At 32.1% G+C, this 25,708-nt stretch carries 22 protein-coding genes; 13 read left to right on the forward strand and 9 right to left on the reverse strand.

The window, feature by feature from the left end; translation table 11 throughout:
- Window positions 1-24: 24 nt before the first annotated feature.
- Window positions 25-3,039: a tetratricopeptide repeat protein gene (locus AC5ZCW_RS13250; protein WP_496120325.1), complete on the reverse strand. Its 3,015-nt coding sequence runs from the start codon at window positions 3,037-3,039 to the stop codon at window positions 25-27.
- A gap of 308 nt (window positions 3,040-3,347) precedes the next feature.
- On the opposite strand from AC5ZCW_RS13250, the gene AC5ZCW_RS13255 reads away from it, so the two are divergent.
- Genes AC5ZCW_RS13255 through AC5ZCW_RS13265 form a run of 3 tightly spaced genes read left to right on the forward strand, consistent with a single transcriptional unit; the run spans window position 3,348 to window position 5,839 of the window.
- Window positions 3,348-4,031 (forward strand): cell division ATP-binding protein FtsE, encoded by a 684-nt coding sequence (locus AC5ZCW_RS13255; RefSeq protein ID WP_177212503.1) that lies wholly within the window; start codon window positions 3,348-3,350, stop codon window positions 4,029-4,031.
- On the forward strand, window positions 4,031-4,912 hold the full coding sequence (locus AC5ZCW_RS13260; protein WP_496120327.1) for a glycosyltransferase family 2 protein: 882 nt from the start codon (window positions 4,031-4,033) through the stop codon (window positions 4,910-4,912). The genes AC5ZCW_RS13255 and AC5ZCW_RS13260 overlap by 1 nt, the downstream gene beginning before the upstream one ends.
- Entirely contained in the window at window positions 4,913-5,839 is a 927-nt protein-coding gene (locus AC5ZCW_RS13265; protein WP_496120329.1) for a glycosyltransferase family 2 protein, read from the forward strand.
- Here the strand turns inward: AC5ZCW_RS13265 and AC5ZCW_RS13270 are convergent.
- Together AC5ZCW_RS13270 and AC5ZCW_RS13275 are read right to left on the reverse strand one after the other, a co-directional pair.
- Complete coding sequence (locus AC5ZCW_RS13270; protein WP_496120331.1) at window positions 5,822-6,229, reverse strand: sugar 3,4-ketoisomerase; 408 nt, start codon at window positions 6,227-6,229, stop codon at window positions 5,822-5,824. The two genes, AC5ZCW_RS13265 and AC5ZCW_RS13270, sit on opposite strands and share 18 nt — an antisense overlap.
- Window positions 6,229-7,311, reverse strand: a complete 1,083-nt coding sequence (locus tag AC5ZCW_RS13275; RefSeq protein ID WP_496120333.1) for a glycosyltransferase — start codon at window positions 7,309-7,311, stop codon at window positions 6,229-6,231. Before AC5ZCW_RS13275 ends, AC5ZCW_RS13270 begins: the two co-directional genes overlap by 1 nt.
- A gap of 44 nt (window positions 7,312-7,355) precedes the next feature.
- Here AC5ZCW_RS13275 and AC5ZCW_RS13280 point away from each other — a divergent pair, with 44 nt between their 5' ends.
- Window positions 7,356-8,492, forward strand: coding sequence for a glycosyltransferase (locus tag AC5ZCW_RS13280; protein WP_496120335.1), 1,137 nt, complete (start codon window positions 7,356-7,358; stop codon window positions 8,490-8,492).
- Here the strand turns inward: AC5ZCW_RS13280 and AC5ZCW_RS13285 are convergent.
- The 6 genes from AC5ZCW_RS13285 to AC5ZCW_RS13310 all read right to left on the reverse strand — a co-directional run bounded on the left by AC5ZCW_RS13285 (window position 8,489) and on the right by AC5ZCW_RS13310 (window position 14,215).
- Complete coding sequence (locus AC5ZCW_RS13285; protein WP_496120337.1) at window positions 8,489-9,763, reverse strand: O-antigen translocase; 1,275 nt, start codon at window positions 9,761-9,763, stop codon at window positions 8,489-8,491. The two genes, AC5ZCW_RS13280 and AC5ZCW_RS13285, sit on opposite strands and share 4 nt — an antisense overlap.
- The gene (locus AC5ZCW_RS13290) at window positions 9,764-10,876 is read right to left on the reverse strand and encodes a DegT/DnrJ/EryC1/StrS family aminotransferase (RefSeq protein ID WP_496120339.1); all 1,113 of its coding nucleotides are present in this window, start codon (window positions 10,874-10,876) and stop codon (window positions 9,764-9,766) included.
- The gene (locus AC5ZCW_RS13295; protein ID WP_496120340.1) at window positions 10,873-11,820 is read right to left on the reverse strand and encodes a GNAT family N-acetyltransferase; all 948 of its coding nucleotides are present in this window, start codon (window positions 11,818-11,820) and stop codon (window positions 10,873-10,875) included. The genes AC5ZCW_RS13290 and AC5ZCW_RS13295 overlap by 4 nt, the downstream gene beginning before the upstream one ends.
- Before the next feature lie 2 nt (window positions 11,821-11,822).
- Entirely contained in the window at window positions 11,823-12,425 is a 603-nt protein-coding gene (locus tag AC5ZCW_RS13300; protein WP_281631785.1) for a trimeric intracellular cation channel family protein, read from the reverse strand.
- Window positions 12,426-12,510: 85 nt separating this feature from the next.
- Window positions 12,511-13,362, reverse strand: a complete 852-nt coding sequence (locus tag AC5ZCW_RS13305; protein ID WP_343542349.1) for a hypothetical protein — start codon at window positions 13,360-13,362, stop codon at window positions 12,511-12,513.
- A 109-nt stretch (window positions 13,363-13,471) separates the two neighbouring features.
- Window positions 13,472-14,215 carry an RDD family protein gene (locus tag AC5ZCW_RS13310; RefSeq protein ID WP_343542351.1) on the reverse strand — a complete coding sequence of 248 codons (744 nt, stop codon included), beginning with the start codon at window positions 14,213-14,215 and terminating at the stop codon, window positions 13,472-13,474.
- 20 nt (window positions 14,216-14,235) lie between these two features.
- On the opposite strand from AC5ZCW_RS13310, the gene AC5ZCW_RS13315 reads away from it, so the two are divergent.
- The 9 genes from AC5ZCW_RS13315 to AC5ZCW_RS13355 all read left to right on the forward strand — a co-directional run bounded on the left by AC5ZCW_RS13315 (window position 14,236) and on the right by AC5ZCW_RS13355 (window position 25,654).
- A complete protein-coding gene (locus AC5ZCW_RS13315; protein ID WP_281631782.1) occupies window positions 14,236-15,216 on the forward strand; it encodes a stage II sporulation protein M in 981 nt (326 codons plus the stop codon).
- Window positions 15,217-15,225: 9 nt separating this feature from the next.
- Window positions 15,226-16,002, forward strand: coding sequence for a DUF4129 domain-containing protein (locus AC5ZCW_RS13320; RefSeq protein WP_496120344.1), 777 nt, complete (start codon window positions 15,226-15,228; stop codon window positions 16,000-16,002).
- Window positions 15,995-17,197 carry a DUF4350 family protein gene (locus AC5ZCW_RS13325; protein WP_496120346.1) on the forward strand — a complete coding sequence of 401 codons (1,203 nt, stop codon included), beginning with the start codon at window positions 15,995-15,997 and terminating at the stop codon, window positions 17,195-17,197. The genes AC5ZCW_RS13320 and AC5ZCW_RS13325 overlap by 8 nt, the downstream gene beginning before the upstream one ends.
- A 223-nt stretch (window positions 17,198-17,420) precedes the next feature.
- Window positions 17,421-18,434 carry an AAA family ATPase gene (locus AC5ZCW_RS13330; protein ID WP_177210425.1) on the forward strand — a complete coding sequence of 338 codons (1,014 nt, stop codon included), beginning with the start codon at window positions 17,421-17,423 and terminating at the stop codon, window positions 18,432-18,434.
- Window positions 18,435-18,518: 84 nt separating this feature from the next.
- Window positions 18,519-19,850, forward strand: a complete 1,332-nt coding sequence (locus AC5ZCW_RS13335) for a DUF58 domain-containing protein (RefSeq protein WP_496120348.1) — start codon at window positions 18,519-18,521, stop codon at window positions 19,848-19,850.
- Window positions 19,851-19,914: 64 nt separating this feature from the next.
- Entirely contained in the window at window positions 19,915-21,060 is a 1,146-nt protein-coding gene (locus AC5ZCW_RS13340) for a transglutaminase domain-containing protein (RefSeq protein ID WP_496120350.1), read from the forward strand.
- Window positions 21,061-21,109: 49 nt separating this feature from the next.
- Window positions 21,110-22,195 (forward strand): phosphoglyceromutase, encoded by a 1,086-nt coding sequence (locus AC5ZCW_RS13345; protein WP_496120352.1) that lies wholly within the window; start codon window positions 21,110-21,112, stop codon window positions 22,193-22,195.
- A gap of 276 nt (window positions 22,196-22,471) precedes the next feature.
- Window positions 22,472-23,260: a TrmH family RNA methyltransferase gene (locus AC5ZCW_RS13350; RefSeq protein WP_496120354.1), complete on the forward strand. Its 789-nt coding sequence runs from the start codon at window positions 22,472-22,474 to the stop codon at window positions 23,258-23,260.
- Window positions 23,261-23,434: 174 nt separating this feature from the next.
- Complete coding sequence (locus AC5ZCW_RS13355) at window positions 23,435-25,654, forward strand: RelA/SpoT family protein (RefSeq protein ID WP_177210429.1); 2,220 nt, start codon at window positions 23,435-23,437, stop codon at window positions 25,652-25,654.
- The last annotated feature ends 54 nt before the right edge of the window (window positions 25,655-25,708 follow it).

Here is a 25,708-nt window from a genome sequence, read left to right on the forward strand (position 1 = left end):
TGTCTCTTTCTTCTATTATTCTCTCTATCTATTAATCGACGAATTTGTTTTTGATTCTTCCGATTTAATTGCTGCTAATTCTTTTTTCGCTTCTTCAACAACATCTGGATAATCTGTAAAGTTGTTGATTACGTTATCCAAAATATAAGTCGCCTGGTAACTGTCTTTTAATCCGTAGAAGTTTTTCGCCATTAATACTAAGCCTTTTGCTCCATAATATTTGTAAGCCGAGTAGCTTTTTGCTAATTTCTGAACTGCAGTATTCGAAGCATCATATTTTCCTTCTTTCGTTTTAAAGTAGGCATCGTAATACAACGCCTCAGCTGCTAATTCTCCTTTAGAATTGGTCAGTAATTTAGCGTAAGCTGTTTTCGCTTTATCTTCATTTCCGGTTTGAATTGCTGCTCTTGCTACAATAATTTGCGCATCGGCTTTTACTCCTGCATCAGATTTTGCATTTTCCAAAACTTTATCAGCAGCAATAACAGAATTATCATAATCCTTTTGATCATAATAACATTTCATCAAGTTTGCTTGCGCGAAAGTTTTATTCTGCGGATAATCTGCTTCGTTTTCTAATCGTTTTAAAACTGGAATTGCTTTAGCACAATCTTTAGCTTTCAAATAAATTTGAGCCAATCTGTTTAACGCCTGCTCTGTAAATTCATTTCTTGGCTGATCAATTACAAATTGGTAATTAGCGATTGATTTTGTTTCAGAACCTTCTGCATAAGTCAGCTGAGCCAAATAGAAATTAGCTTCCAGCGCGTGCATTCCGTTCGGGAATTTAGACACATAACCCGTGAAACCAGTAATTGCTTGTTTCGAATTATTTTGGCTGTATTGTTTGAAAGCCGCATCATAAGTATCATTATCCAATTCTGCATCTGTAACTGCAACAAAATCTAATGTACGAACCCAAGTTGCATATTCGTCTACTTTTCCAGAATCTACATAGATTAATCTTGCTGTGGCAACTGCTTCTAGAGCTTCTGGAGTTTTTGGAAATTCAGCAGCAACTTTTTTGAATTTTGTTAAAGCCTGTTCGTCACGATCCGAATTATAATAAATCAGACCTTGTTTTAAGATTGCTTTTGAAGTAAAAGATCCGTTTTTAAACTCCGAAATCAATTGGTCATAAGTTTTAATTGCCTGATCGTTTTTCTTTTCAGTAACATAAGTGTTTCCTAATTCAAACAAAGCATCATCTCGATAAGATGATTTTTTGTACATCTGAAGGAAATTATTCAATTCCTCCACTTTTTTATCGTGTTTCGACATAAACCCGTAAGAAAGTGCTTTTTGAAACTGTGCATAATCAGCATCTACATCTTTTGCTGCAATTGCTTTAGAATATGCTTCGTTTGCTGCGCTATATTTTGAAGTCACAAAACGGCAGTCACCTAAACGTAAATAAGAATCGTTCAAACGGTTTTTATCTGAAGGCGAATTATCGATCTGCGCTTGAAAAGAATTTGCTGCCTGATCGTAATCTTTCAGTTTAAAATAGGTATAGCCAATATTATAATTGATGTTTTTATATTCATCTGTAGATTTTGCCGCAGCCATTCCAGCAAATTGCTTGTAAGTCAGCAGAGCGTTTTGCATATCATCATTCAGATATTCTGTTTCTGCTTTCCAGAAAGTAGCACGTGCTGTAAACTCAGGCGTTTTTTGTTCGCTGATAGCGCTTTTGAACATTTTACCCGCTTCTTGGTAGTTATTTTCGTTGTACAATTCTAATCCGCGATAAAAAAGAACTTTCTGGTATGCTGCTTTATTTTCAGCAGTTCTATTTTTTTCTAATAAAACTAAAGCCTCTTTATAGTTTTTAGAAGAAATATAAGAATCTACCAAAAGTTTTTCTACTTCTGCACGGCTTGAATTATTTGGATATTTTTTAAGGAAATCCAATAAAATACCTGGAACAGCTTGATACGCATTTCCGATATCATAACTTAATTTAGCGTAATTTAAAGCAGCGTCTTCTTGAATCTGTGCATTAAAATCCATTTCAGAAGCGTTTTTAAAAGCATTTAAAGCTTCCTGTTTTTTTCCTGTATTTAAATAACTTAATCCTAAATGGTAGTAAGCATTTTGAGCAACGAAATCTTTTCCTTCAATAATTTTATTGAACTGAGAAATTGCTTTTTCGTACTCTTTCTGCTCATAATATGCATAACCTAACTGATAGAAATCGGTATTGTTCCATTTCCCTTTTTTGCCTGCATATTGCTCTAAATACGGAATTGCTTTTCCATATTGCTTTAAGTTGAAATAACTTTCTCCGATAATTTTATTCAGTTCCGATTTTTCAATATCGTTCGATTTGTTCATGGCTACCAATCCTAAATCAATCGCTTTTTGAAAATTCCCTAATTTGAAATTCATATCGGCTTGATAGTACGACAGTTTTTCTTTGTATTTTTCTTCGCCCGAAACCTCATCAAAATATTTTGTTGCTTCTTTATAATCGTCGCCTTCATACGCCATAAATCCTAAGTAATATTTGGCTTGAGAACCATATTCTTTAGAATTGACAACTTTATTAAAATAATTGGTGGCTTCTTTTTTCTTTTTAGCATTAAAATAGCTGTAGCCCTTCATGAAGTTAAACTTATCCGATTCAGTTTTACTCATGTAGCTTTCGTCTACTTTATCAAACCATTGCAATGCTTTTGGGTAATTTCCTTGTTCGAAGAAAAATTGTGCAGCCTCAATATAAGCCTGATTCTGTTTAGTGCTCGTCGGATAATCATTTACAAATTGCTCTACCAAAGCATCAGCATTTGCTTTATTGGTTCTTATAGCACAATTGGCAATGTAGAAAGCACAATCAGATTGAACCTCTTCGTTTGCTGCATTGTATTTTACTTTTTCAAAAATCAATTGAGCCGAAGCATATTGTTTGTCATTATATAAAGCCAGTGCTTTGTCAAAATCCTTTAATTCATAAGTATAAATAGCCGATTTTTGTGCCGAAGCTATAGTCGAGGTAAGGATAATTTGGAATAAAAAGAACCTGGAAAGTTTACGCATTGTAATAATATTTAGTATTCAAATGTATCATTTTATACGGTTTATAACGAAACGTTTTGAGGTTTTATTATGAACAAATATTCGATAATATGCATTTAGAAGCTCTACAAAAAACGAATCTGAAACATTAAAGGCAATATAAGTTATTCTAAGTTAGGAGCTTTTGACATATTAATTAAAATGAACTAAGGCTAATTATATGATTTAAATTTTCGTCCTTTTTCTAGAACTTTTCTTAAGAAATGATTGAAATTTATTTTGAATACAACCGTTATCTTATTACTTTTACCATTCAAACCAATTTTATTATGTCACAAACCGTACTATCTCTTAAAGAAGTCACTATATATCAAGAAGGAAGAAAAATTATATCTCACATTAACCTAGATGTTAACCATGGTGAGTTTATCTACATTATCGGAAAAACCGGTTCTGGAAAAAGTAGTTTTCTAAAAACTTTATATGCTGATTTACCATTAATTGAAGGTGAAGGACATATTGTTGAATTTGATTTGGCAACTTTAAAAGAAAACGACATTCCATATTTAAGACGTAAAATCGGAATCGTATTTCAAGACTTTAAACTACTTCCAGACCGTTCAATTAAAGACAATATGCTTTTTGTTTTAAGAGCTACAGGATGGGTCGAAAAAGAAGCCATGCAACATAAAATTGATGAAGTTTTGGATAAAGTAGGCATGAAAGACTTCATGAACAAAATGCCTCATCAGCTTTCTGGCGGAGAGCAGCAGCGTGTTGCGATTGCAAGAGCATTGCTTAACGATCCAGAGTTTATTTTAGCCGACGAACCAACAGGAAATCTTGATCCTCAAACAAGTTCTGAAGTATTAGAAGTATTAAAAGCAATCAACGCTGCAGGTAAAACTGTTATTATGGCTACTCACGATTATGCTTTATTAATGAAATTCCCATCGAAAACATTAAAATGTGAAGATGAAAGAATCTTCGAAGTGGTGCAAAGAAGCGTGTAATGCTTTCTATTTTAATTCCGGTTTACAATTATGATGTTTTTGCTCTTGTAGAAATGTTATATAAGCAAGCTTTAGAATGCCATATTCCTTTTGAAATTATTTGTCTGGATGATGCTTCACAAGAGTTTACTATAGAAAACCAAAGAATTAATCAATTCGAAAATACCTATTATTCTATTTTAGAAAAAAATATCGGACGAAGCGCAATCCGAAATCTATTGGCTCAAAAAGCAGTTTATGAAAATCTGCTTTTTCTGGATGCCGATACTATTCCTGTTCACCATAATTTTATTTCGAAATATATTTCAGAAATAGAAAACAAAATTGTTTTTGGTGGGCTTTTGTATGAAAATAAAAAGCCACTCCCAGAACAAATTTTACGCTGGATTTATGGCAAAAAAAGAGAAGCCCTAAGTCTATCAGAAAGAAATAAAAACTCATCAAATACCGCATTGGTTTCTAATTTATTGATAAAGAAAGAAATTCTTGATCGCTTTCCTTTTGATGAAAATCTAACAAAATATGGTTATGAAGATCTGCTTTTTTTTACCGTTTTAAAATCCAATCAAATTGAGATTAAACATATTGAAAATCCTGTTTTTCATTTAAATTTAGAATCTTCCTGTTTATTTCTAAACAAAACAAAAACTGCATTAGAAAATCTAGCTCTTTTAGATTATTTGAATAAAATATCGAAAAACGAAAGTAAAATAATTGGTTCTTTTGACTTCTTAAAAAAAATAAAACTGATTTCTATTTTTAATTTTGTTTTTAAAAAATCGAAACAACAAATTGAACGAAATTTGCTTTCAAACAAACCTTCACTTTTTCTGTTTGACATTTACAAATTAGGTTATTACTGTTTTCTTAAAACAAAATAAATGGCTTTCTTTTCAATCATAATTCCGCTTTACAACAAAGAAAACTTCATTCAAAATACGATTCAAAGTATTTTGAATCAAACTTTTCAGAACTTCGAAATTATTGTTGTAAATGACGGATCAACGGATAAAAGCGAAGAGAAATTACTGCAGTTTAACGATTCTAGAATTCAGTATTTCAGTAAAAAAAATAAAGGTGTTTCTGCAACAAGAAATTACGGAATCGAAAAAGCAAATTCCGATTTCATTACTTTTCTTGATGCAGATGATTATTGGTATCCAACATTTTTGGAAACTATGTTTACTAACATTTCAAAGCTTCCGGATCAAAAAGTGTTTTCTGCTGCGATAGAATTTGAAACTTCAAAAAAAATAATTCCAGCACAATATTCAATTTCTAAAACAAATGATGATTTCGAAATTGTAAATTATTTTAAAGCCAGTTTAAAAGAAACCGTATTGTGTACTTCCTGCTCCGTTTTTCATAAATCTATTTTCCAAGAAATTGGAAACTTTGACACCAAAATTAAAAGTGGCGAAGACACCGATTTATGGATTCGAATCGGACTTGTTTATCCTGTTGTATTTTCATGGAAAATCTTAGCCCGTTATGTTTACGACGCAAATAGTCTTTCTAAAAAAAGTGAGATGAAAGGCAAAATGGATTTTTCAAAATTTGAAGAGGCCGAAAAAACAAATTCAGACTTAAAATACTTTTTAGACTTAAACCGTTTTTCACTTGCCATTAAAAGTAAATTGGTTGGAGAAAAAGCTCTTTATTACAACTATTACAATCCAATTGATTTTAAAAAAATTGGTTGGAAGAAAAGAACTTTGTTGCTTTTACCTGCATTTGCTTTACGTTTTTTAATTTCTTTTAAAACCTTTTTAGCAAATTTTGGAATTGGTTCATCTGTCTTTAAATAATCGAAACTTTTTGTATTCTCGAATATAATCTTCTTCATTAAATTCGCCAGAAGACAAAACGAGACAAACACTTCCTGAAGAGAAATTTTTGAGTTCACGCCAAATTCCAGAAACAATAAGCAAACCTATATTTGGCTTATTTAGCGTAATTGTTTTAATACTTTTCCCGTCTTTCAAAACTACGTCAAAACTGCCACTTAAAGCGATTAAAAGTTCTTGTTGTTCTATATGCGCATGCCCTCCTCTTTTGCTTCCGCTTGGCACATCGTACAAATAATATACTCTTTTGGAAACAAACGGAATCGTATTGCCTTCAACAACCGAAAGATTTCCTCTTCGATCTTGAATTTTAGGAATTTCGATCAATTGAACATCTGAAATATTCGTCATTATTGATTGTTTAGAAGGTTTTTCCATTGATCAGAAATGTGTTTTAAAGACAAATGTTTTACGCTTTCAGTAGCATTTTGTCTGCAAAAATGATACAATTCATCGTCATCTCCAAATCGATTCATTGCTTGAGCAAGAGCTTCAGAATTGTGATTTTCGACCAATAAACCATTAAGTGCATTCTGAATAATTTCTCGCGGTCCAGAATTACAATCAACAGCAATAACAGGTGTTCCTAATGCCAAAGATTCTACTATTGATAAAGGAAAACCTTCATATTTACTCGTCAAAATCGTAAATTTTGCTTCACGAACCTCATCGAAAGGTTTTGATTTAAAGGGAAGAATTTTTATGTAATCATTTAAATTCAAAGTTTTAATTTTCTGTTGGATAAAACTTACATCATCTCCAGATCCCATTAAATGCAAACGGTATCCTTTCTCATATATTTTTGATTGCGAAAAAGCGTCTAACATCAAGGTGAAATTTTTCACTTTTTCTTCAAATCGTCCAAAATATAAGATTATTTTTTGCGGTTCTAAAACTGCTTTTTTCAATTCTTCTTCAGCAATAAAAAAAGGATTGTAAATGGTAATGGTATTTTCAAATCCATACCAATCCTTTACTTTTTCTTCAATCGCTTTTGAAACGCAAATCACATCTTTTACGTTTTTGTAAAGTATTCTCGACCAGAATTTTGAAGAAGGAAAGTAATCTTTAAAATTAAAGCTATGAACGATGTAATAAACTGTTGAATTTCGGCAAATGAATTTGGTAATTAATTCGCGTAATAAGACGTTTTTTGGCCGGCTGTCTATAACAATATCGATTCTATTTTGAAGTAAATAGTTTCTCAATAATTTCCCTTTTTTTAATTTTCTAAAAATAGAAACCGAGCCAGCGCTTTCTTTTTCTAAATTGAATAAAGTTCCCGTATATTCATAATCGACATCATCGTTGACAATTATCGAATGGACCTGAAAACCAGAACTTTCTAACATAAAAGTAAGCAAAGCTGCAAAACGTTCTGCACCTCCTTTTCCTAAGGAAATTGAAACAATAGCAACTTTCTTTTTATTCATGTTTTAACCGAAAAAGTAAATATATTTGTCAAATATACATATAAATGAAAGTTTTACTGGTAGGAGAATACAGCCATTTGCACAATTCTTTAAAAGATGGTTTGCAGGCTTTAGGACATGAAGTTTTTATAATCGGTCACAATGACGGTTTTAAAAATTTTCCTGTTGATTTTCCTATTCAAAAAAAATGGGATTCTGGCTTTCTGAAAAAAGTAAAAATTGCGGTTTATAAAATCTCTGGATTCGATATTAGTTCTTATCTGACTTTTAGGCAATTTTTAAAATTCGAAAAACAATGCTCTGGTTTTGATGTTGTACAGCTGATTAACGAAAACAGCTTTTATTGCACTTATTATTTTGAAAAAAAAATCATTTCAAACCTCTTAAAAAACAACCAGGAACTATTTCTTTTAAGTACAGGTTACGATTATTTGAATGTGAAATATTGTTTTGAAAATCCTGATTTTAAATCTGTAATTCCGTTATATCTTAATCATAAAATTGATAAAAAATCTTTTGGAAATGTTTTAAAATTCCGAGAAAAAGCTTTTTTCAAACTGCATCAGTTTATCTATAAAAACATTCGTGGAATTATCGCTACAGATTTAGATTATCACCTTCCATTACAAAGCAATGAGAAATATTTAGGAATGATTCCGAATCCAATTAATATTGATAAACTTCTTTTTGAGCCACTAAATATTACTGATAAAATTGTCATTTTTCACGGAATCAATACTGAAAATTATCTAAAAAAAGGGAATGACTATTTTGAAAAAGCTCTAGAAATAATCGAGCAAAAATATACTTCAAAAGTCGAAATTATAACGGTACGAAGCGTTCCTTATGCCGAGTATATTAATTTGTACAACAGCTGTCATATTTTATTGGATCAAATTTATGCGTACGATCAAGGCTATAATGCACTTGAAGCAATGGCAAAAGGGAAAGTAGTTTTTACAGGCGCCGAAAAAGAATTTACCGCACGATATAATCTTTCTGAAAAAGTGTGCATAAACGCCATTCCAGATGTAGATTATCTAGTAAATGAGTTGTCTTTTTTAATTGAAAATCCAGAAGAAATCACTGCCATAAGAAAACGTGCGAAAGCTTTTATAGAAGAGTATCATCACTATAAGAAAATTGCAGAAAAATATATTCTAAAGTGGAATGAAAATTAGAATAGAATTTTTCTAAAATAAAACGTCAAAACCAAGAGATAAACCAAATTATCGAAAGCATAAGCGATTACAACACCCTCGATTTGAAAAATTTTGATAAAATACAAACTGGCAAAATATAAAACCGAAAACGAAAATAACTCGGCAATGATAAAGGCTGAAGTCATTTTTTTAGCAAAAAACTGAAAACCCAAAATTAGAGCGCAAACTTTGAAAACATCTCCTAAAAGCTGCCAAAAAAACAAATTGGATACAGGTAAAAATTCTTTAGTAAAAAGCAATTGAACTATAAAAATTCTAGTAAAATAAAGCAACGTTAAGCCCAAAACAAAAATTGGAAGTATAAATTTATAATACTGCAAAAAGATATTTTTGGTTTCTAAATCATTTTGAGCTTTAGATAATTTTGGAAGAAAATAAACACTCAAAATCGTACTGGCAAACATTAAATAATAAGTCGAAATTCTCATCATAGTTTCCCAATATCCCGCCTGTTCGATTCCTAAATCATGAATAATATGATTTCGTATTGCGAGAAAAACAAAAGGTCCTAAAACAGAGGAAACCAATACCATTAGAGAATAAGAAAAAAGATTTTTTAATACATTAAAATTGAATGCTTTTAATTTTATGAATTGCAGAAACTGAATCTCTTTTTGAACCAAATAAAAAGTAATAAAAAATAGCAAAGCCGGCGCAATTATAATTGCCAGCAGAGCTCCCGTCGTTTTGAACTGCAAAATCAGAAAAATAGAAGTCAATAAACCAATAATGTTTCCAATGATATTAATCCAAATTACTTTTCTAAATCTGCCCAAACCATTAATTACAGCAATTAGAAAAATTGAAAGTCCGTAAGTCGGTAAAACCAAAGCTAAAACTTTAAAAACAATCAAATATTCAGACTTATTTCCAAAGATTTCTCGGTTCCAATAAGAAGCTGTAAAAAATAAAATGCCACTTAATAGAAACGCTAAGAAAACTAGACATATAAAAACCGTAGAAACTATTTTTGCAATTTCGCTTTTATTTTTTTCATTTTCAGCGGTATATTTTACAATTCCATTTTGAAACCCCAAAGTGGAAATATTTTCTAATGAAGTTAAAAAGTTACGAAGATTTCCAACAAGAGCCATTCCGCTTGGGCCCACAAAAATTGCCAGAATTTTGGATGTAATTAAACCTATTCCGATTTTTAAAGCAACACTAAAACTGTTTAAAGAAGCAATCTTAAACAAATTTGTTTTAATTATTTTTCTATAGAAATTCAATTAGTATTCGTTTAAAGTTTTAATAATATAATCCACTTCAGATTCAGTCAAAACTGGACTCATCGGCAGACTTAAAACTTCTTTATGAATCTTTTCCGTAATCGGAAATGATACATTATTCCATTCCGAGCTTTTGGAAGAAAAAGCTTTCTGCTGATGCGGTGGAATTGGATAATGAATTAAGGTTTGAATATTGTTTTGAGCTAAATATTCTTGCAACTTTTCTCTATTTTCTGTTCGAACAACAAACAAATGAAAAACATGATTATTGGAAAAATCCCAAGACGGCAATACAATTTTACTGTTTTTAATTTCATACAGATAACGTTTTGCAACTACTCTTCGCTTTTCATTATCAGAATCTAAATTTGGCAGTTTAAGATTTAGAAATCCAGCTTGCAATTCGTCAAGTCTAGAATTTACCCCAATATATTCGTTATGATATTTTTTTTCTGAGCCGTAATTACGAAGCGAAAAAAGCACTTTTGCCAATTGCTCGTCATTTGTTGTAACTGCTCCGCCGTCGCCTAAACAACCCAAATTCTTTCCTGGGTAAAAGCTGTACGCCGATGCCGATTTTAGATTGTAGGTTTTAGGTTTTAGATTCTTTTCTATGCCATGAGATTGCGCAGCATCTTCAATTATTAAAAGATTGTTATTATTCGCAATTTCACTTATTTTGTCCATTTCCGATAATTGCCCGTACAAATGAACTGCTAAAATCGCTTTTGTTTTTGGTGTGATTTTTTCCTGAATTAAATCTGGATTTATGTTGTAGGTTTCTAATCTAGGCTCAACCAAAACCGGAATCAAATCGGCTTGTAAAATAGCAAAAATACTTGCAATATATGTATTTGCAGGAACGATAACCTCATCGCCTTTTTTGAGTTTTCCGAGTTCGATATAACCTTTAAAAATAAGAACCAAAGCATCAAAACCATTTCCTACTCCGATGCAATATTTTGATCGGCAGTATTCTGCAAAGGCTCTTTCAAATGTTTCCACTTCTTTTCCTAAAACATACCAACCGTTTTCTAAAACCAGTTTCAGTTTTTCCTGAAATGCAGTTTCATACGGTTCGTTTATCTTTTTTAGGTCTAAAAATGGTATCACTTTATTTCTATTTTATAAAAATCCTGATTATAGGCCGTACAGCCTAATTCTTCTTTTTGGTTCAAAAGCCCTAAATTATAGTCTAATTTATTTTCATCATCCACAATTCCCATATCAAAGAAATGCTTCCCTTTTCGTTTATATTTATGAATCAGATTAATGAATAAAAAGTCTAATGCTCTAAATTCTTCTCCAATCTTTGAAGTGGCGCCATATTGCGATTTTACAACATTTTTGGTTTCAAAAATCGTTATTCCCGCTATAATTTCATCATTTCTGTAAGCAGAATATTGTCTAATATTTTGGGGAAATTTAGATTTTAAAAGTGTTATTTCTTCTTTGGAATGCACTGGTTTTGTATTAAATTTTTCTGCTAATCTTGGTTTCAGAATTTTTTTCCAAAAAGGATCAAAATTTTCTTCTTCAAAAATATCTAAATCCAAATTTTCAATTCTTCTAAAGTGCTTCATTTTGCTTTTAGAAATCTTTAGAGGAACAGTCAGATTAACTGCCAGATTCATTTCTTTTCGTTCTAAAACCGCTCCTCTTTTCATTAGGAAAAAGTCTATTGCTGCGTTTCCTTCAGAAAAATAAAAATTTGGAATCGGTTTATAATAAAAAGTATCGATTTTGTTCTCTTTTAGAAAAAGTAAAATTTCATCTAAAATTAATTCAACTTTTGCAGCTTTCAATTTTGGCAAATAAACCAAACCTCCATAAGTAAGCCCTTGATGCGAATAAACGGCATTTTCTTTTTTATTGGCTGGTAAGACAGCTCGCAATTTTTCTTCTTCGAAAACTAAAAGAGAAAAATCTTCAAAACGATCTTTGTGATATTCCATAAAATCGCGATGAAACAAAAATGTAGCATTTTTAGCTTGGGCAACAAAATCGTTCCAAATTGAATAATCGTCTTGAGAATACTTCTTTATGGTATATTTCATATTTACTTATGATCAAATGCTTTTAAATGCCATTTGTATTTAACCGCCATCAACCTGATGATAATGATAACCAGCGAAGTAACCAAATACAATATATCATCGTTTAAGTTTAGTTTTCGCAGTCCAAAAAATACAATTCCTCCAAAAATACAGATCGTTGCGTAAATTTCCTCTCTAAAAACGTTTGGAATTTCGTTACATAAAATATCTCGAATTACACCGCCAAAACAAGCCGTCATGGTTCCCAATGCAATACAAATTGCAGGATGAAGACCTGTTACAATTCCTCTTTCAAGACCTATCAAAGTAAAAACTCCGAGCCCAATTGTATCAAAAAGAAACAATGAGGTTCGAAGTTTATCGAAACTTTTTCTAAAAAGAATTGCTAAAAAAAAACCTAAAATGATCACATACACATATTGCATGTCGCGCATCCAGCCAACAGGAGTTCTTCCGATCAAGACATCACGAAGTGTTCCGCCTCCAACGGCAGTAACAAATGCAATGATAAAAACCCCAAACGGATCGAGTTTTTTGTGCATTGCGGTCAAGGCGCCTGACATTGCAAATGCCATTGTCCCAATAATATCAAGTAAGTGAAACATTTTTTTTGAGTTACAAAGATGCAAAGGGTCAAAGTTACAAAGTTGTAACGAATAATCTTAACAACTCTCACTCATAAAACATTCCTTATTTTTTTACGTAAATCGGACTTCTTTTTAGCAAATACGTAATCGAATCCATCCAACCGTCTTTTACTGCCAAGAAAGGCTTGCGGGTTTGCGAGTAGATTTTATCAGTATTTCTATACATATCAAAATAAACCGTATAGTAGTAATACGTCTGATTGTTTGCCGTTGTCGTAGAAATGTCGTTTGTAGTTACTTTTTTGTTGTTATTGCTCACTTTTGCATTTCCGCTATTATAAGTAGTAGCTGTAGTACCTGTTCCAATTGTGTATGAAACTTTTGCGGCAACAATATTGTCTACTCCTAATATTTTTTCTAGATCCTCAATTGGCGTTTCGTCAATGTTAGTGTGGTCTATTCCTGCTTTGTGCAATAAGCTATTTGTTGTTCTTAAATCCTGAACTGTTAACGGAAAAATGTTCGAAGATTTGTCTAACAATTTATTGTACAAATCGTTTTGAGCAAATTTCGCCATATCCTCAGAACCTTGCTGATTATCTGCATTTACATAAGGAACTGGCAATACTGCAATTGTATTGTGTTTCATATCTGCACTCGCAATACTTTGAGACGAACTCTGAGAAGCACTGCTTGCATCTGCAGAAACATCAAAGGTTTGAGACCTTCCGCTTGCAAAATCAATTTTGGCAATTTGGGAAACATCTAACGAGATTTGAACCGTCTCGCCAGGAAGCGAATACTCTACTGTTTTATCAGACATTTTTAAAACGGTACATTCAATAATCTGATAATCTCTTTTTATAATTTTATCTAATTTTTTTCCGCTTTGAGCAAAACTCACAAAAGCAGACAGTAATACTAATAAGAATAAAAATGGCTTTGTAATTTTCATTGGATTGGAAATTTTATGAATTAATTATGCATATATAAATTTACGAATAAATATTAAACAATTATCAGTAAAAACCAGAAAAAATCATTAATTATTCAAAGAAAAAAAATCACATGTTTTGTGTGTAAAAATTATAATCTTTTAAAATTACCCTAATAAAATCGCTATTGTTTCCTGATTGATTTTTAATCCCCGCGACACTTTCGATCTTAGCAACGAGTTTGTAAATAATTTCGTGATCGTTTTTAGCGGTTGCTTTTTGAAAAGTTTCTTTTATAATACGCATATCATTATCTGAAAGCTTAATTACCAAAGGATAAGTTGGAACATAAGCTTCTCCGATTTCTTCTAAAATAGTATGGCTGATATTAATTCTATTTTTCAACGTTATAACAGCTGTTCCCGCCGCCATATCGCCCAATCTTTGCGATTTCTGACTTGTAATAACTGAGATAAGTCCGGGAAGTCCAAAAAAGGTAAGAAAATCTATCACTCTAAAAAACCAGCGAATTAAATAATCTCCAAAACTGGCCTGATAACCATCAATTTTTACGACTTTAATTTTTACTATTTTTTTGCCAAGTGACTGGCCTTCAAAAACACTTTCTAAAACCAAAGAGTAAACTATAACTGGTGAATAGAGCAATAAAAAAATCGCGCCACGTGACCATCCATCCAAATTAACCATCAATCTATCTAACTGTAACCAGTCAAAAAGAACAATAGAAAGTGCTGTTATATAACAGATTATGATAAACAAATCAATAAAAAAAGCTCCTAGCCTTTCGCCTACCGAAGCCGCTATAAAATTTATTTTGACATTTTGTGTCGTATTAATAGATAATTCTGACATATTTCATATTTTAGCCTGCAATGAGAGAAATCGCCTTTATAAAACAAAACAGAGAAAAATGGCTCGAGTTTGAGCTGGCAATTTTTGGTAAAGCTAAAAAAAATCCTGATGAATTAGCTAATTTGTACATTCAAATGATGAATGATTTGTCGTATGCTCAAACGTATTACCCTAAAAGTAAAACGGTTGTCTACCTCAATCATCTTGCCTCTCAGATTTATCAGAAGATTTACAAAACCAAACGTACTGACCAAAATCGCTTAATAGATTTCTTTAAAATCGAAGTTCCTTTATTGGTTTACGAATACAGAAGATATTTGGTTTATGCCTTTGTTTTATTTTTTGTTACGGTTTCAATCGGAGTTCTTTCTGCGCGTTATGACCGTGATTTTGTACGTCTTATTTTAGGCGACGAATACGTAAATATGACTTTAGAAAACATCAAAAAAGGCAATCCGATGGCCGTATATGGTTCGGGAAGTAATTGGGGAAGCTTTATTGGTATTACGGTAAATAATCTTTTTGTAGGTGCCAGATGTTATTTCTATGGTATTTTTGCAGGAATCGGAACTTTTAATGTTTTCCTTCAAAACTGCATTATGCTGGGTTCTTTTCAATATTTTTTCTACGAACAGGGCGTTTTTTGGAAAAGTGTGCGAGGAATCTGGATTCATGGTTCTATGGAAATTTTCGCGATTGTAATCGAAACAACTGCTGGATTTATTTTAGGCGCTTCTATCCTATTTCCAAAAACTTTTTCGAGAATGAATTCTTTTAAAATTGGTTTCAAAAACAGCTTTAAAATATTCTTAAGCACATTCCCTTTTACCATAAGCGCTGGTTTTTTAGAAGGTTTTATTACACGATATTCTATCGATATGCCCAATTGGCTAAGCAGTTTTATTATCTTAGTGACGCTTGCGATAATTTCGTTCTATTACTTGATATACCCTTTTATTGTACACAAAAAAGTTCACTCTTTAACCGCCGAAAAACTTTAAGACCAAGTAATGACAAGATTATTTTTTATTTTATCTTTTCTTTTTTGCTGCAGTATTTCTCAGGCCCAGGATACTATTATCATACCTCAAGATCCTCCAAAAATTAGCGGAATTAAATATACCGAAAAAGACATCAAGATAGATTCTAGCAATATACAGATTAGACATTTTGAAAAGGATTTCAAAAAAAAATATACTGATAAAGATTTTGTCTACGAATACAAAGCTCCCGAAAAAAGCTGGTGGGATCATTTCAAACATTGGTTAGCCAGACAAATTTTTAATTTCTTTAATTTCAGTAGTGTAAAAACGTCTCTCAATTTTGTTTCTATTCTATTTAGAATAATTGCCATTTTGGTCGTTATCGTCCTAATTTATTTTATTGTCAGAGCTTTAACCAAGCAAGAAGGAAGATGGATTTTTGGGAAAAATGCCAATAAAAGAGCATTGTTTTATTCTGATGCAGAGAAAAATATCCATCTTTTAGATTTTGAAAAACTCATTAAAGAAAGCATCGAGGCTGGAGAAAAAAGAATCGCTGTACGTTATTATTATTTATGGCTTTTAAAAGTAATGGCACAGCATCATTATATTGAATGGGATATCGAAAAAACCAATTCCGATTATTTGTACGAACTTTATAACCCTGCTCATAAAGAAGAGTTTACCTATCTTTCTTATCTGTACAATTATATTTGGTACGGCGAATTTGAAATTGATGATGCAACGTTTAGAAAAACTGAAAACAGATTTAAAAAAGCACTAAAAACCTTTGGCAATGGATAATAAAGTTAAAATATACATTGCTATTCTGGTTTTAATTTTCGGAGTAACATTACTTGTAGACAAGGGACAGCCAAAACCTATTGACTGGACTCCAACTTATTCTGTTGAAGATAAAATCCCATTCGGATTATACGTTTTCGATCAAGAAGTCGAAGGTCTTTTTAAACAAAAAGTGGAAAGAATTTCAACACAGACTCCTTACGAATATTTCGATTCTCAATATGATGATAGAGAAAACGTAGAATCGTATAGAATTAAAGGTACTTTCATGAATATTTCTGAAGCCGATAATATTGACGAAGGTTCGATGAAAGAAATTCTATATTTTGTTTCGCACGGAAATAACGCATTTTTAAGCATGAAAGTGTTTCCGAAAACGCTGCTTGATTCTTTAAAAATTGAGCTAAAAACCGATTTTATGCCCAATGACAGTATTTCGACTTGGATGGCAAACAAAAAAGTTAGCTCAAAAAAATATACTTTAAATACTGGATTAAGCGATTATTTTTCTAAAATAGATACTTTAAATACAAAAGTTCTGGGATATCAAATCAATCGTAAAAAAGAAAAACAGGTCAATTTTATAGAAGTTCCTTATAAAAATGGTTATCTCTATCTGCATACGCAGCCAGTGGCATTTACCAATTATAATCTGCTAAAAAAAGATCATTATCAATATGCAGAAAATGTACTTTCATATATTCCGAAAGGAAATATTTTCTGGTACAATAAAACATTTAACGATAAAAGAATTTCAAGTTCTCCGTTGCGTTATATTTGGAGTCAGCCCGCTTTAAAATCGGCTTGGTATTTAGGCTTAATCGGAATTCTTATTTTTATGATTTTTAATGCAAAACGCAAACAGCGTATTGTGCCTATCATAAAACCATTGCAGAATTTAACGGTTGATTTTACCAAAACTATTGGTAATTTATATTATCAAGAAGGAGATCATACTAATATTATTGATAAAAAGATTATCTACTTTTTAGAAAAAATTAGAACCGATTATCTGCTTGACACCACCAAACTCGATGACGATTTTATAACCAAATTGCATTATAAAACAGGAAAAGACGAAAAAGATATACGCGATGTGATTCAGCTAATCAACGATCACAGAAATAGTTATCACGGAAGTCTAGAAGAAGATTTGATTAGAATAAATACAGCAATAGAAAAGATTTTACATTAATTTATTTAGCCACAGATTAAAAGGATTAGCACAGATTAAAAAATCCTCTTAATCTTTCTAATCTGTGGCAAAAAAACACAGCAATAGAAAAGATTTTACATTAACTAAAATAAATGCCACTCCCGATAGCTATCGGGATAAGAAGATTAACACAGATTAACTTTTCAAAGAAATCATTTTAATCCTTTTAATCTGTGGCAAAAAATAAAAAACATACCAAATTATGGACGATATCAATACAACATCAGGAGAAATCACAAATGAAAATGTGAATTTTGAAACGAGAATTAATTTAGGACCACTTTTAGATCACGTAAATACAATCAAAAAAGAGATTGAAACAGTAATTGTAGGACAGCACAAAATGGTTGATCAGCTTTTGGTTGCGATTTTGTCAAATGGCCACGTGCTTTTAGAAGGTGTTCCTGGAGTTGCCAAAACAATAACAGCAAAATTATTGGCTAAAACCTTAAATATCGGTTTCAGCAGAATTCAGTTTACACCCGATTTAATGCCATCTGATATCTTAGGAACTTCTATTTTTAACCTAAAAAGCTCAGAATTCGAATTCAAAAAAGGACCTATTTTCTCTAATTTGATTTTAATCGATGAGATTAATCGTGCGCCAGCAAAAACGCAAGCTGCACTTTTTGAAGTTATGGAAGAGCGCCAAATTACAATTGATGGTTCTGCCTATCAGTTAGACGCACCGTTTTTGGTTATTGCTACTCAAAATCCAATTGAACAGGAAGGAACGTATCGTTTGCCAGAAGCGCAATTGGATCGTTTTCTTTTTAAAATTACTATTGATTATCCAAAATTAAACGAAGAGATTTTAATCATTCAGAGAGAACATACGTTGCAAGATCACGGAAAATTGGATGCGATAAAAACAATTCTTTCTGCTGAAGAAATCAAAGAATATCAAGGTTTGGTCAAACAAATTAGAGTTGAACAAAATCTGTTAGAATACATTGCCAGAATTGTGGTAAACACACGTGAAAATGCCTTTTTATATTTAGGAGCTTCGCCTCGTGCTTCAATCGCAATTTTAAATGCTTCAAAAGGTTTTGCTGCAATCCGCGGACGCGATTTTGTTACGCCAGAAGATATTAAAGAAGCCGCAATTCCTGTTTTACAGCACCGTGTTATTGTAGCACCAGAACGCGAAATGGAAGGGATTACGAGTTCTGAAATTATTAAACAGATTATTGAAACGGTGGAAATACCAAGATAGTTTTAGTTTTCAGTCGCAGTCTCAGTTTATAGTAATTCTGAGACCGAAAATTGAGACTGAAAACTGAGACCGAAAACTAAAAAAATGAAATTCATAAAAAGTCTATATCTGAACAATTTCTTTTTCTATATACTGATTGGTATTATAGGATTGTTTGTCTGCGCTTTTATTTTTCCGACTATGTATCATGCAGTTTGGCTACTAGTTCTAGGTTTAATTACTTTTTTGGGACTTGATATTTTACTTTTATATTTAGCAAGAACAGGACTTGAAGCTGAAAGAATTACGCCCGAAAAACTATCAAATGGAGATTTAAATCCGATAAGAATTAATTTAAAAAACCATTATACTTTTCCTGTTTCGGCTAAAATTATTGATGAGATTCCGTTTCAATTTCAGGTTCGCGATTTTAAAATTGTAAAAGCAATAAAAGCGGCAACACAAAAAGAAATTGGTTATGATCTTCGTCCAACAGAACGTGGAGAATACCATTTTGGCTCTTTGAATATTTATGTTTCATCTCCATTAAGATTGATTTCCAGAAGATTTATTTTCGATAATGGTCAAATGGTTCCAACATATCCATCTTATATTCAGCTAAGAAAATACGATTTAATTGCTTTTTCGAATAATCTATTTCAATACGGAATTAAAAAAATACGCCGTATTGGTCATACAATGGAGTTTGAACAGATCAAAGAATATGTTCAAGGCGACGATTTAAGGACTTTAAACTGGAAAGCTACAGCCAAAAGAAATTCCTTGATGGTTAATCAATTTCAAGACGAAAAGTCACAATCGGTTTACATGGCAATCGATAAAGGACGCGTAATGCAAATGCCTTTTGACGGATTAAGTTTATTGGATTATGCCATTAATTCTTCTTTGGTTTTATCTAATGTGATTTTGAAAAAACAGGATAAAGCGGGACTTTTTTCTTTTTCTAAAAAAGTAGAAAATAGAGTTTTTGCTGAAAGAAGAGGTTCACAGATGCAGAAAATCCTTGAAACTTTATACAACATAAAAACCGATTTCTTCGAAAGTGATTATAGCAGATTGTATGTTGATATTAAGAAAAATATCAATCAGAGAAGTTTAATAATTCTGTACACCAATTTTGAAACAATGGATGGCTTAAATCGTCAATTGCCTTATTTAAAAGGAATTGCCAAAAGTCATTTATTGGTTGTTGTTTTCTTTCAAAACACAGAACTGAATTCAATCATCAATAAAAAGACAGGAACAATTCAGGAAGTGTACGACAAAGTTATTGCTGAGAAATTCATGTTCGAAAAACGTTTAATTGTGAATGAATTAAAGAAATACGGAATCCATTCAGTTCTTACACAACCCGAAAATTTGACTTTAGATGCCATCAATAAATATCTGGAGATTAAATCTAGAGGCATTTTATAGTTTATTCATTCCCAAATTTGTTCTATCTCAATCAAAATACTATTATCAATCAAAAATCAAAATAATGAAATCAAAAATCACTCTTATTGTATTTTTTGCTTTTTTTGCACAACTAGCTATAGGTCAAAAAAATATTCCAACAATAAAAGCAATATCAAAAAAACTTGACATTAGAGATGGTAAAACCTACAAAAAACAATCTTGGAACATTTCTCCGGAACTTAATCCAGATGTATACGAAACATCATCCCTAGGACAAAGAGTCACTTTTATTACTGATAAAGATTCGATTTCAATAAAGATTAAAAAAAATACTCAATTCGATTTTGTGATTTTACTTAATGATTCTGTAAAAGCTTATACACAAATCAAATATAAAGCCACTACATCTCGTTTAGAAATACTAAAAAAAGCAGCTAAATATAATTATTCAGATAATAGATTTATTCCTGAATTTAGTTATCAACCCGCGGATAATCCAAATCTAATGAAAATCAGAAAAGATTTAAAATTGGATTCAATTGCTGGAACTGGAAGTGAAACTTCTCAAATTCTTAATTTACTTCATTGGGTGCATAAAATAATTAGACATGATGGAAACAGCTATAATCCAGCTCTAAAAAATGCAATCGATTTAATAAAAATATGCAAAACCGAAAATCGTGGTCTTAATTGTAGAATGATGGCAACAATTCTTAATGAATGTTATTTAGCTATGGGGATAAAATCAAGATATATTACCTGTATGCCAAAAGAAACTGATTTTGATGATTGTCACGTAATTAATATGGTCTACAGTAATGAATTTAAAAAATGGATTTGGATTGACCCTACTTTTGATGCTTATGTTATGAACGAAAAAGGAGAATTACTTGGAATTCAAGAAGTAAGAGAAAGATTGATTAACGGCAAAACATTAATTTTAAATCCTGAAGCAAATTGGAATAACAAAGCCACGCAGACTAAAGAATACTATCTGGAAACTTATATGGCTAAAAATTTATACCGACTAAAAACTCCTGTTTACAGTGAATATGACACTGAAACCGTGAAAGATGGAAAAGAAATTGCATATGTTGAACTATTGCCATTAGACGGAATCGAGCAAACTCCACAAAAAACAGAGTCTACGAATACTAAAACAAATGTAAAAACTATAAATTATAAGACAAATAATCCAAATTTGTTTTGGGCGAAACCAACAAAATAGAAAAGTTTTATAAAAGTTTTTAAATGTAAAGTGATTAAATAAAAATCTAATGAAAAAAATATTTTTAATTCCGATTGTTTTAATAAACTTTCTAAGCAATGCCCAAAAAACAGAAAACATCATTATCATCACGACAGATGGTTTTAGATGGCAAGAAGTTTTTAAAGGAATAGACCCTGCAATTGCCAATGATAAAAAATTTAATCAGGGAGACAGCGCTTACATTTATAAAAAATATGCTAATGCTGATATAAAAGAAGCGCGTAAAAAACTAATGCCTTTTTTCTGGTCTGAAATTGCTACTAAAGGTCAGATTTATGGAAATCGTGATTTAGGAAACAAAGTCGATGTCGCTAACCCTTATTGGTTTAGCTATCCTGGCTATAGCGAGATCATGACTGGAAATGTTGATTTAAAAGTCAATTCAAACGGTTACAAAGCCAATCCGAATGTAAATGTTTTGGAATTTTTAAATAAGCAGTCTAAACTAAAAGAAAAAGTTGCCGCTTTTGGCGCTTGGGATGCTTTTGACAGAATCTTAAACGAAGAAAGAAGCGGATTTCCTGTAATTTCAGCATTTGATAAAGTAGGCGGAAATAAGCCAACAGCGGCGCAACACTTATTAAATGAGATGCGTGACAACTCTTACAAACCATTTCACATGGATGAATGTCTAGATGTTTTTACGCATTATCAGGCAATGGACGAATTAAAAAATAAAAAGCCAAAAGTACTCTATATCGCTTATGGCGAAACCGACGAATGGGCGCATCATGCGCAATACCGTTCGTATTTGGACGCAGCAAACCAAGTCGATAAATGGATTCAGGAAATCTGGAATTTTGTTCAAAATGATCCACAATACAAAAACAAAACAACTCTTTTCATAACAGTCGATCACGGACGCGGAGACAAAGTAAAAGCGCAATGGACCGATCATGGTTCTGATGTTCCTGGCGCTTCAGAAATTTGGTTCGCCACAATGGGGCCAGAAATTGCAGTAAAAGGCGAAATCAAAACCAATTCTCAACTTTATCAAAAACAGTTTGCTCAAACTTTGGCAAAATTGATGGGATATGATTTCAAAACCGATCACCCAGTAGAAACTGAGATTAAAGAAATTTTCGAGAAATAGTTATTAATATTCTTGCCACAACACGAGCAATAGTAAACAGGTGAAGCAATTATATTAATTTTTGCGAATTTTTATTTTGCCACAGATTAAAGGATTAAAAATGATTTAATCTGTGAGAATCTCTTTAATCTGTGGCGAAAAATTATTGCAATTTGTGTAATTTGTGAAACTCGTGGCAAAAGAAACTTTACTACTATACCTACAAGGTTTTAAAAACCTTGCAGGAAGAAAAAAACTCAGTACCTTAGCGCCTTAGAATCTTAGTCGCTTAAAAAAATGAAACAAATCACTTCAATTCAAAATCCGTTTATCAAATCTTTGGTTTTACTTCAGGAAAAATCCAAAGCCAGAAAACAAACCGGCACATTTTTAATTGAAGGCTTAAGAGAAATTTCATTAGCCATAAAAGGTGGCTACGAAATCGAAACGGTTTTATTCTTACCAGAATTAGTTTCAGAATCAGAAATCAACAAACTGATTCAGAATCCGTTTCAAATTATCGAAATCAATAAAGAAGTTTACCAAAAACTTGCTTATCGAGATACCACAGAAGGAATTTTAGCTGTAGCGAAAACTAAATCATTAAAATTATCCGATTTAAAATTATCTGATAATCCATTAATTTTGGTTGTCGAATCTTTAGAAAAACCAGGTAATATCGGTGCTGTTTTACGTACAGCCGATGCAGCCAATTTAGATGCAGTTTTAATTGCCAATCCAAAAAGCGATTTATACAATCCGAATATTGTTCGTTCTAGCGTAGGATGCCTTTTCACCAATCAAATCGCAACTGGAACATCTGAAGAAATTATTGCATTTTTAAAAGAGAAAAAAATCAATTTCTATAGCGCAACTTTACAAAATTCAACTTCATATCATACACAAAACTTTACTACTCCAACCGCTTTAGTCGTAGGCACAGAAGCAACTGGTTTAACCCAGCAATGGCGTGATGAAGCAACTCAAAATATCATTATCCCAATGCAAGGAGAAATTGACAGCATGAACGTTTCTGTTGCTGCCGCTATTTTAATTTTTGAAGCAAAAAGACAAAGAGGGTTTTGATTTTTGATTTTTGATTTTCTAAAAGTCGCTTTGCTCCTTTTTGGAATTTGGTATTTTAAAAAATTGGATTTTTTTCCCTTCTAAAATCTAAAATCTACACTCTAAAATCTACAATCATATGGCCTTGCGTATGTTCAAACTAATTCTTATTTTTAGTACTTGAACTATGCCGTTATGACAGAAATAGATATAGAAAAAGAAAACAAAGCTATTGCGCAGGAATACAAGGAATTACTTCGAATAAGTTACCAAACTTTAAGCCCTACTGACAAGAAATTAATTAGAAAAGCTTTTGATGTTGCCGTTGATGCTCACAAAGAGCAGAGACGTAAATCGGGCGAAGCCTATATCTTTCATCCTATTGCAGTTGCAAAAATTGTTGCCTCAGAAATTGGTCTGGGTGCGACTTCTATCGCCGCGGCCTTACTTCATGACGTTGTAGAAGATACACCAATGACCGTTGAAGATATTGAACGTTTGTTTAACCCAAAAGTAGCACAGCTTGTTGAAGGACTTACGAAAATATCTTTAGTCCAAAAAGATTTGAATGCCTCAATGCAGGCTGAGAATTTCAGAAAAATGATTCTGACGCTGAATGATGATGTTCGTGTGATTTTAATTAAGCTTGCCGATCGTCTTCACAATATGCAAACAATGGATTCGATGGCGGAATACAAACAAACCAAAATCGCATCTGAAACTTTATACATTTATGCTCCCCTTGCCCACCGTTTGGGATTGTATAATATCAAAACCAAATTAGAAGATTTAGGATTAAAATATACTGAACCTGCAGTTTATGACGATATCGTAAGTAAAATTCGTGAAACTAAGGAAGAGCAGGATGCTTACATCAAAGATATTTCGGATGTATTGAAAAAATCTTTAGACAATGAAGGTGTAGATTACATCATCAAAGGGCGCCCAAAATCGATTTATTCTATTCGTCGAAAAATGCGTGCTCAAAACGTAACTTTCGATGAAGTGTACGATAAGTTCGCACTTAGAATTGTATACAAAGCCGACCCGCATGAAGAAAAATTTATTGCCTGGAAAATATATTCTATCGTAACAGATCATTATAGACCAAGCCCGAGCCGTTTGCGTGACTGGATTTCATCTCCAAAATCGACTGGTTATGAAGCGCTCCATATTACCGTAATGGGACCAAAAGGACGCTGGGTCGAAGTTCAAGTTCGAAGCGAACGTATGGACGAAATCGCCGAAAAAGGGTACGCAGCGCACTATAAATACAAAAACGGCGCAACAGAAGAAAGCGGTCTGGATACTTGGCTGAATCTTCTTCGTGAAGCTTTAGAAAATCCAGAAACCAATGCGGTCGATTTTGTTGAAGATTTTAAAATGAATTTGTATTCTAAAGAAATCTTTGTCTTTACGCCAAAAGGAGAAATCAAATCGCTGCCAAAAGGCGCCACTTCTCTTGATTTTGCTTTCAGCATTCACTCTGAAATCGGAATTAAAACACGCGGAACTCGTGTAAACGGGCGTCTAGTCCCGTTGAATTACGAATTAAAAAGTGGTGATCAAGTTGAAGTAATTACTTCTCCAAACCAAAAACCAACTGTAAACTGGCTGGAATATGTAACGACTTCAAGAGCTAAAAATAAAATTAAAAACGTTCTTAACGAGAACACTAAAAAAATTGCAGAAGAAGGAAAAGAATTACTTGTTAGAAAATTAAAACACCTAAAAGTTACGTTTAATGAACAAGTAACAAACGAGTTGGTTAATTTCTTCAAATTAAAAACAAGTTTAGATTTATTCTATAGAGTTGGAATTGGTGCGATTGAAAATCAGCAGTTAAAAGATTATGCTGCGCAGAAAAGCAATTCGTTTATCAATTTCTTTAAAAATAAAATTAAGCGAACGAAAGACACTGCAGACGAGGACATTCACAAACCAGTCATCAGCAGCAATTATGATATGTTGGTTTTTGGAACCGAACATGACAAGTTAGACTATAAACTTTCGCAATGCTGCAACCCAATTCCAGGTGATGATGTTTTTGGTTTTGTCACCATTAATGAAGGAATAAAAGTGCATAAAAAAGATTGTCCGAATGCAATTGGAATGCAGTCTAATTATGCTTACAGAATCATGAGCGCCAAATGGATTGACTCTTCTCAAGAAGAATTCAAAGCCATTATCAACATTACAGGAATGGACGTTTTAGGACTTACCAACCAATTGACAAAAGTAATTTCAAACAATATGAGTGTAAATATTCAGAGTATTTCGTTAAGTACTGATGCTGGAATTTTCCACGGACAGGTTGCCGTAATTGTTAAAAACAATACGATTTTGAAAAAAATGATTAGCGCTATCAAGAAAATTGACGGGGTCGATAAGGTTACTAGAGAGTATAGAACCTAACTTTTTAGGGAAACTATAAGAATTTTGTAACGAAACTTTAAACCCGAAACTTTT

The sequence above is a fragment of the Flavobacterium sp. PLA-DH12 genome (genome assembly GCF_059511845.1).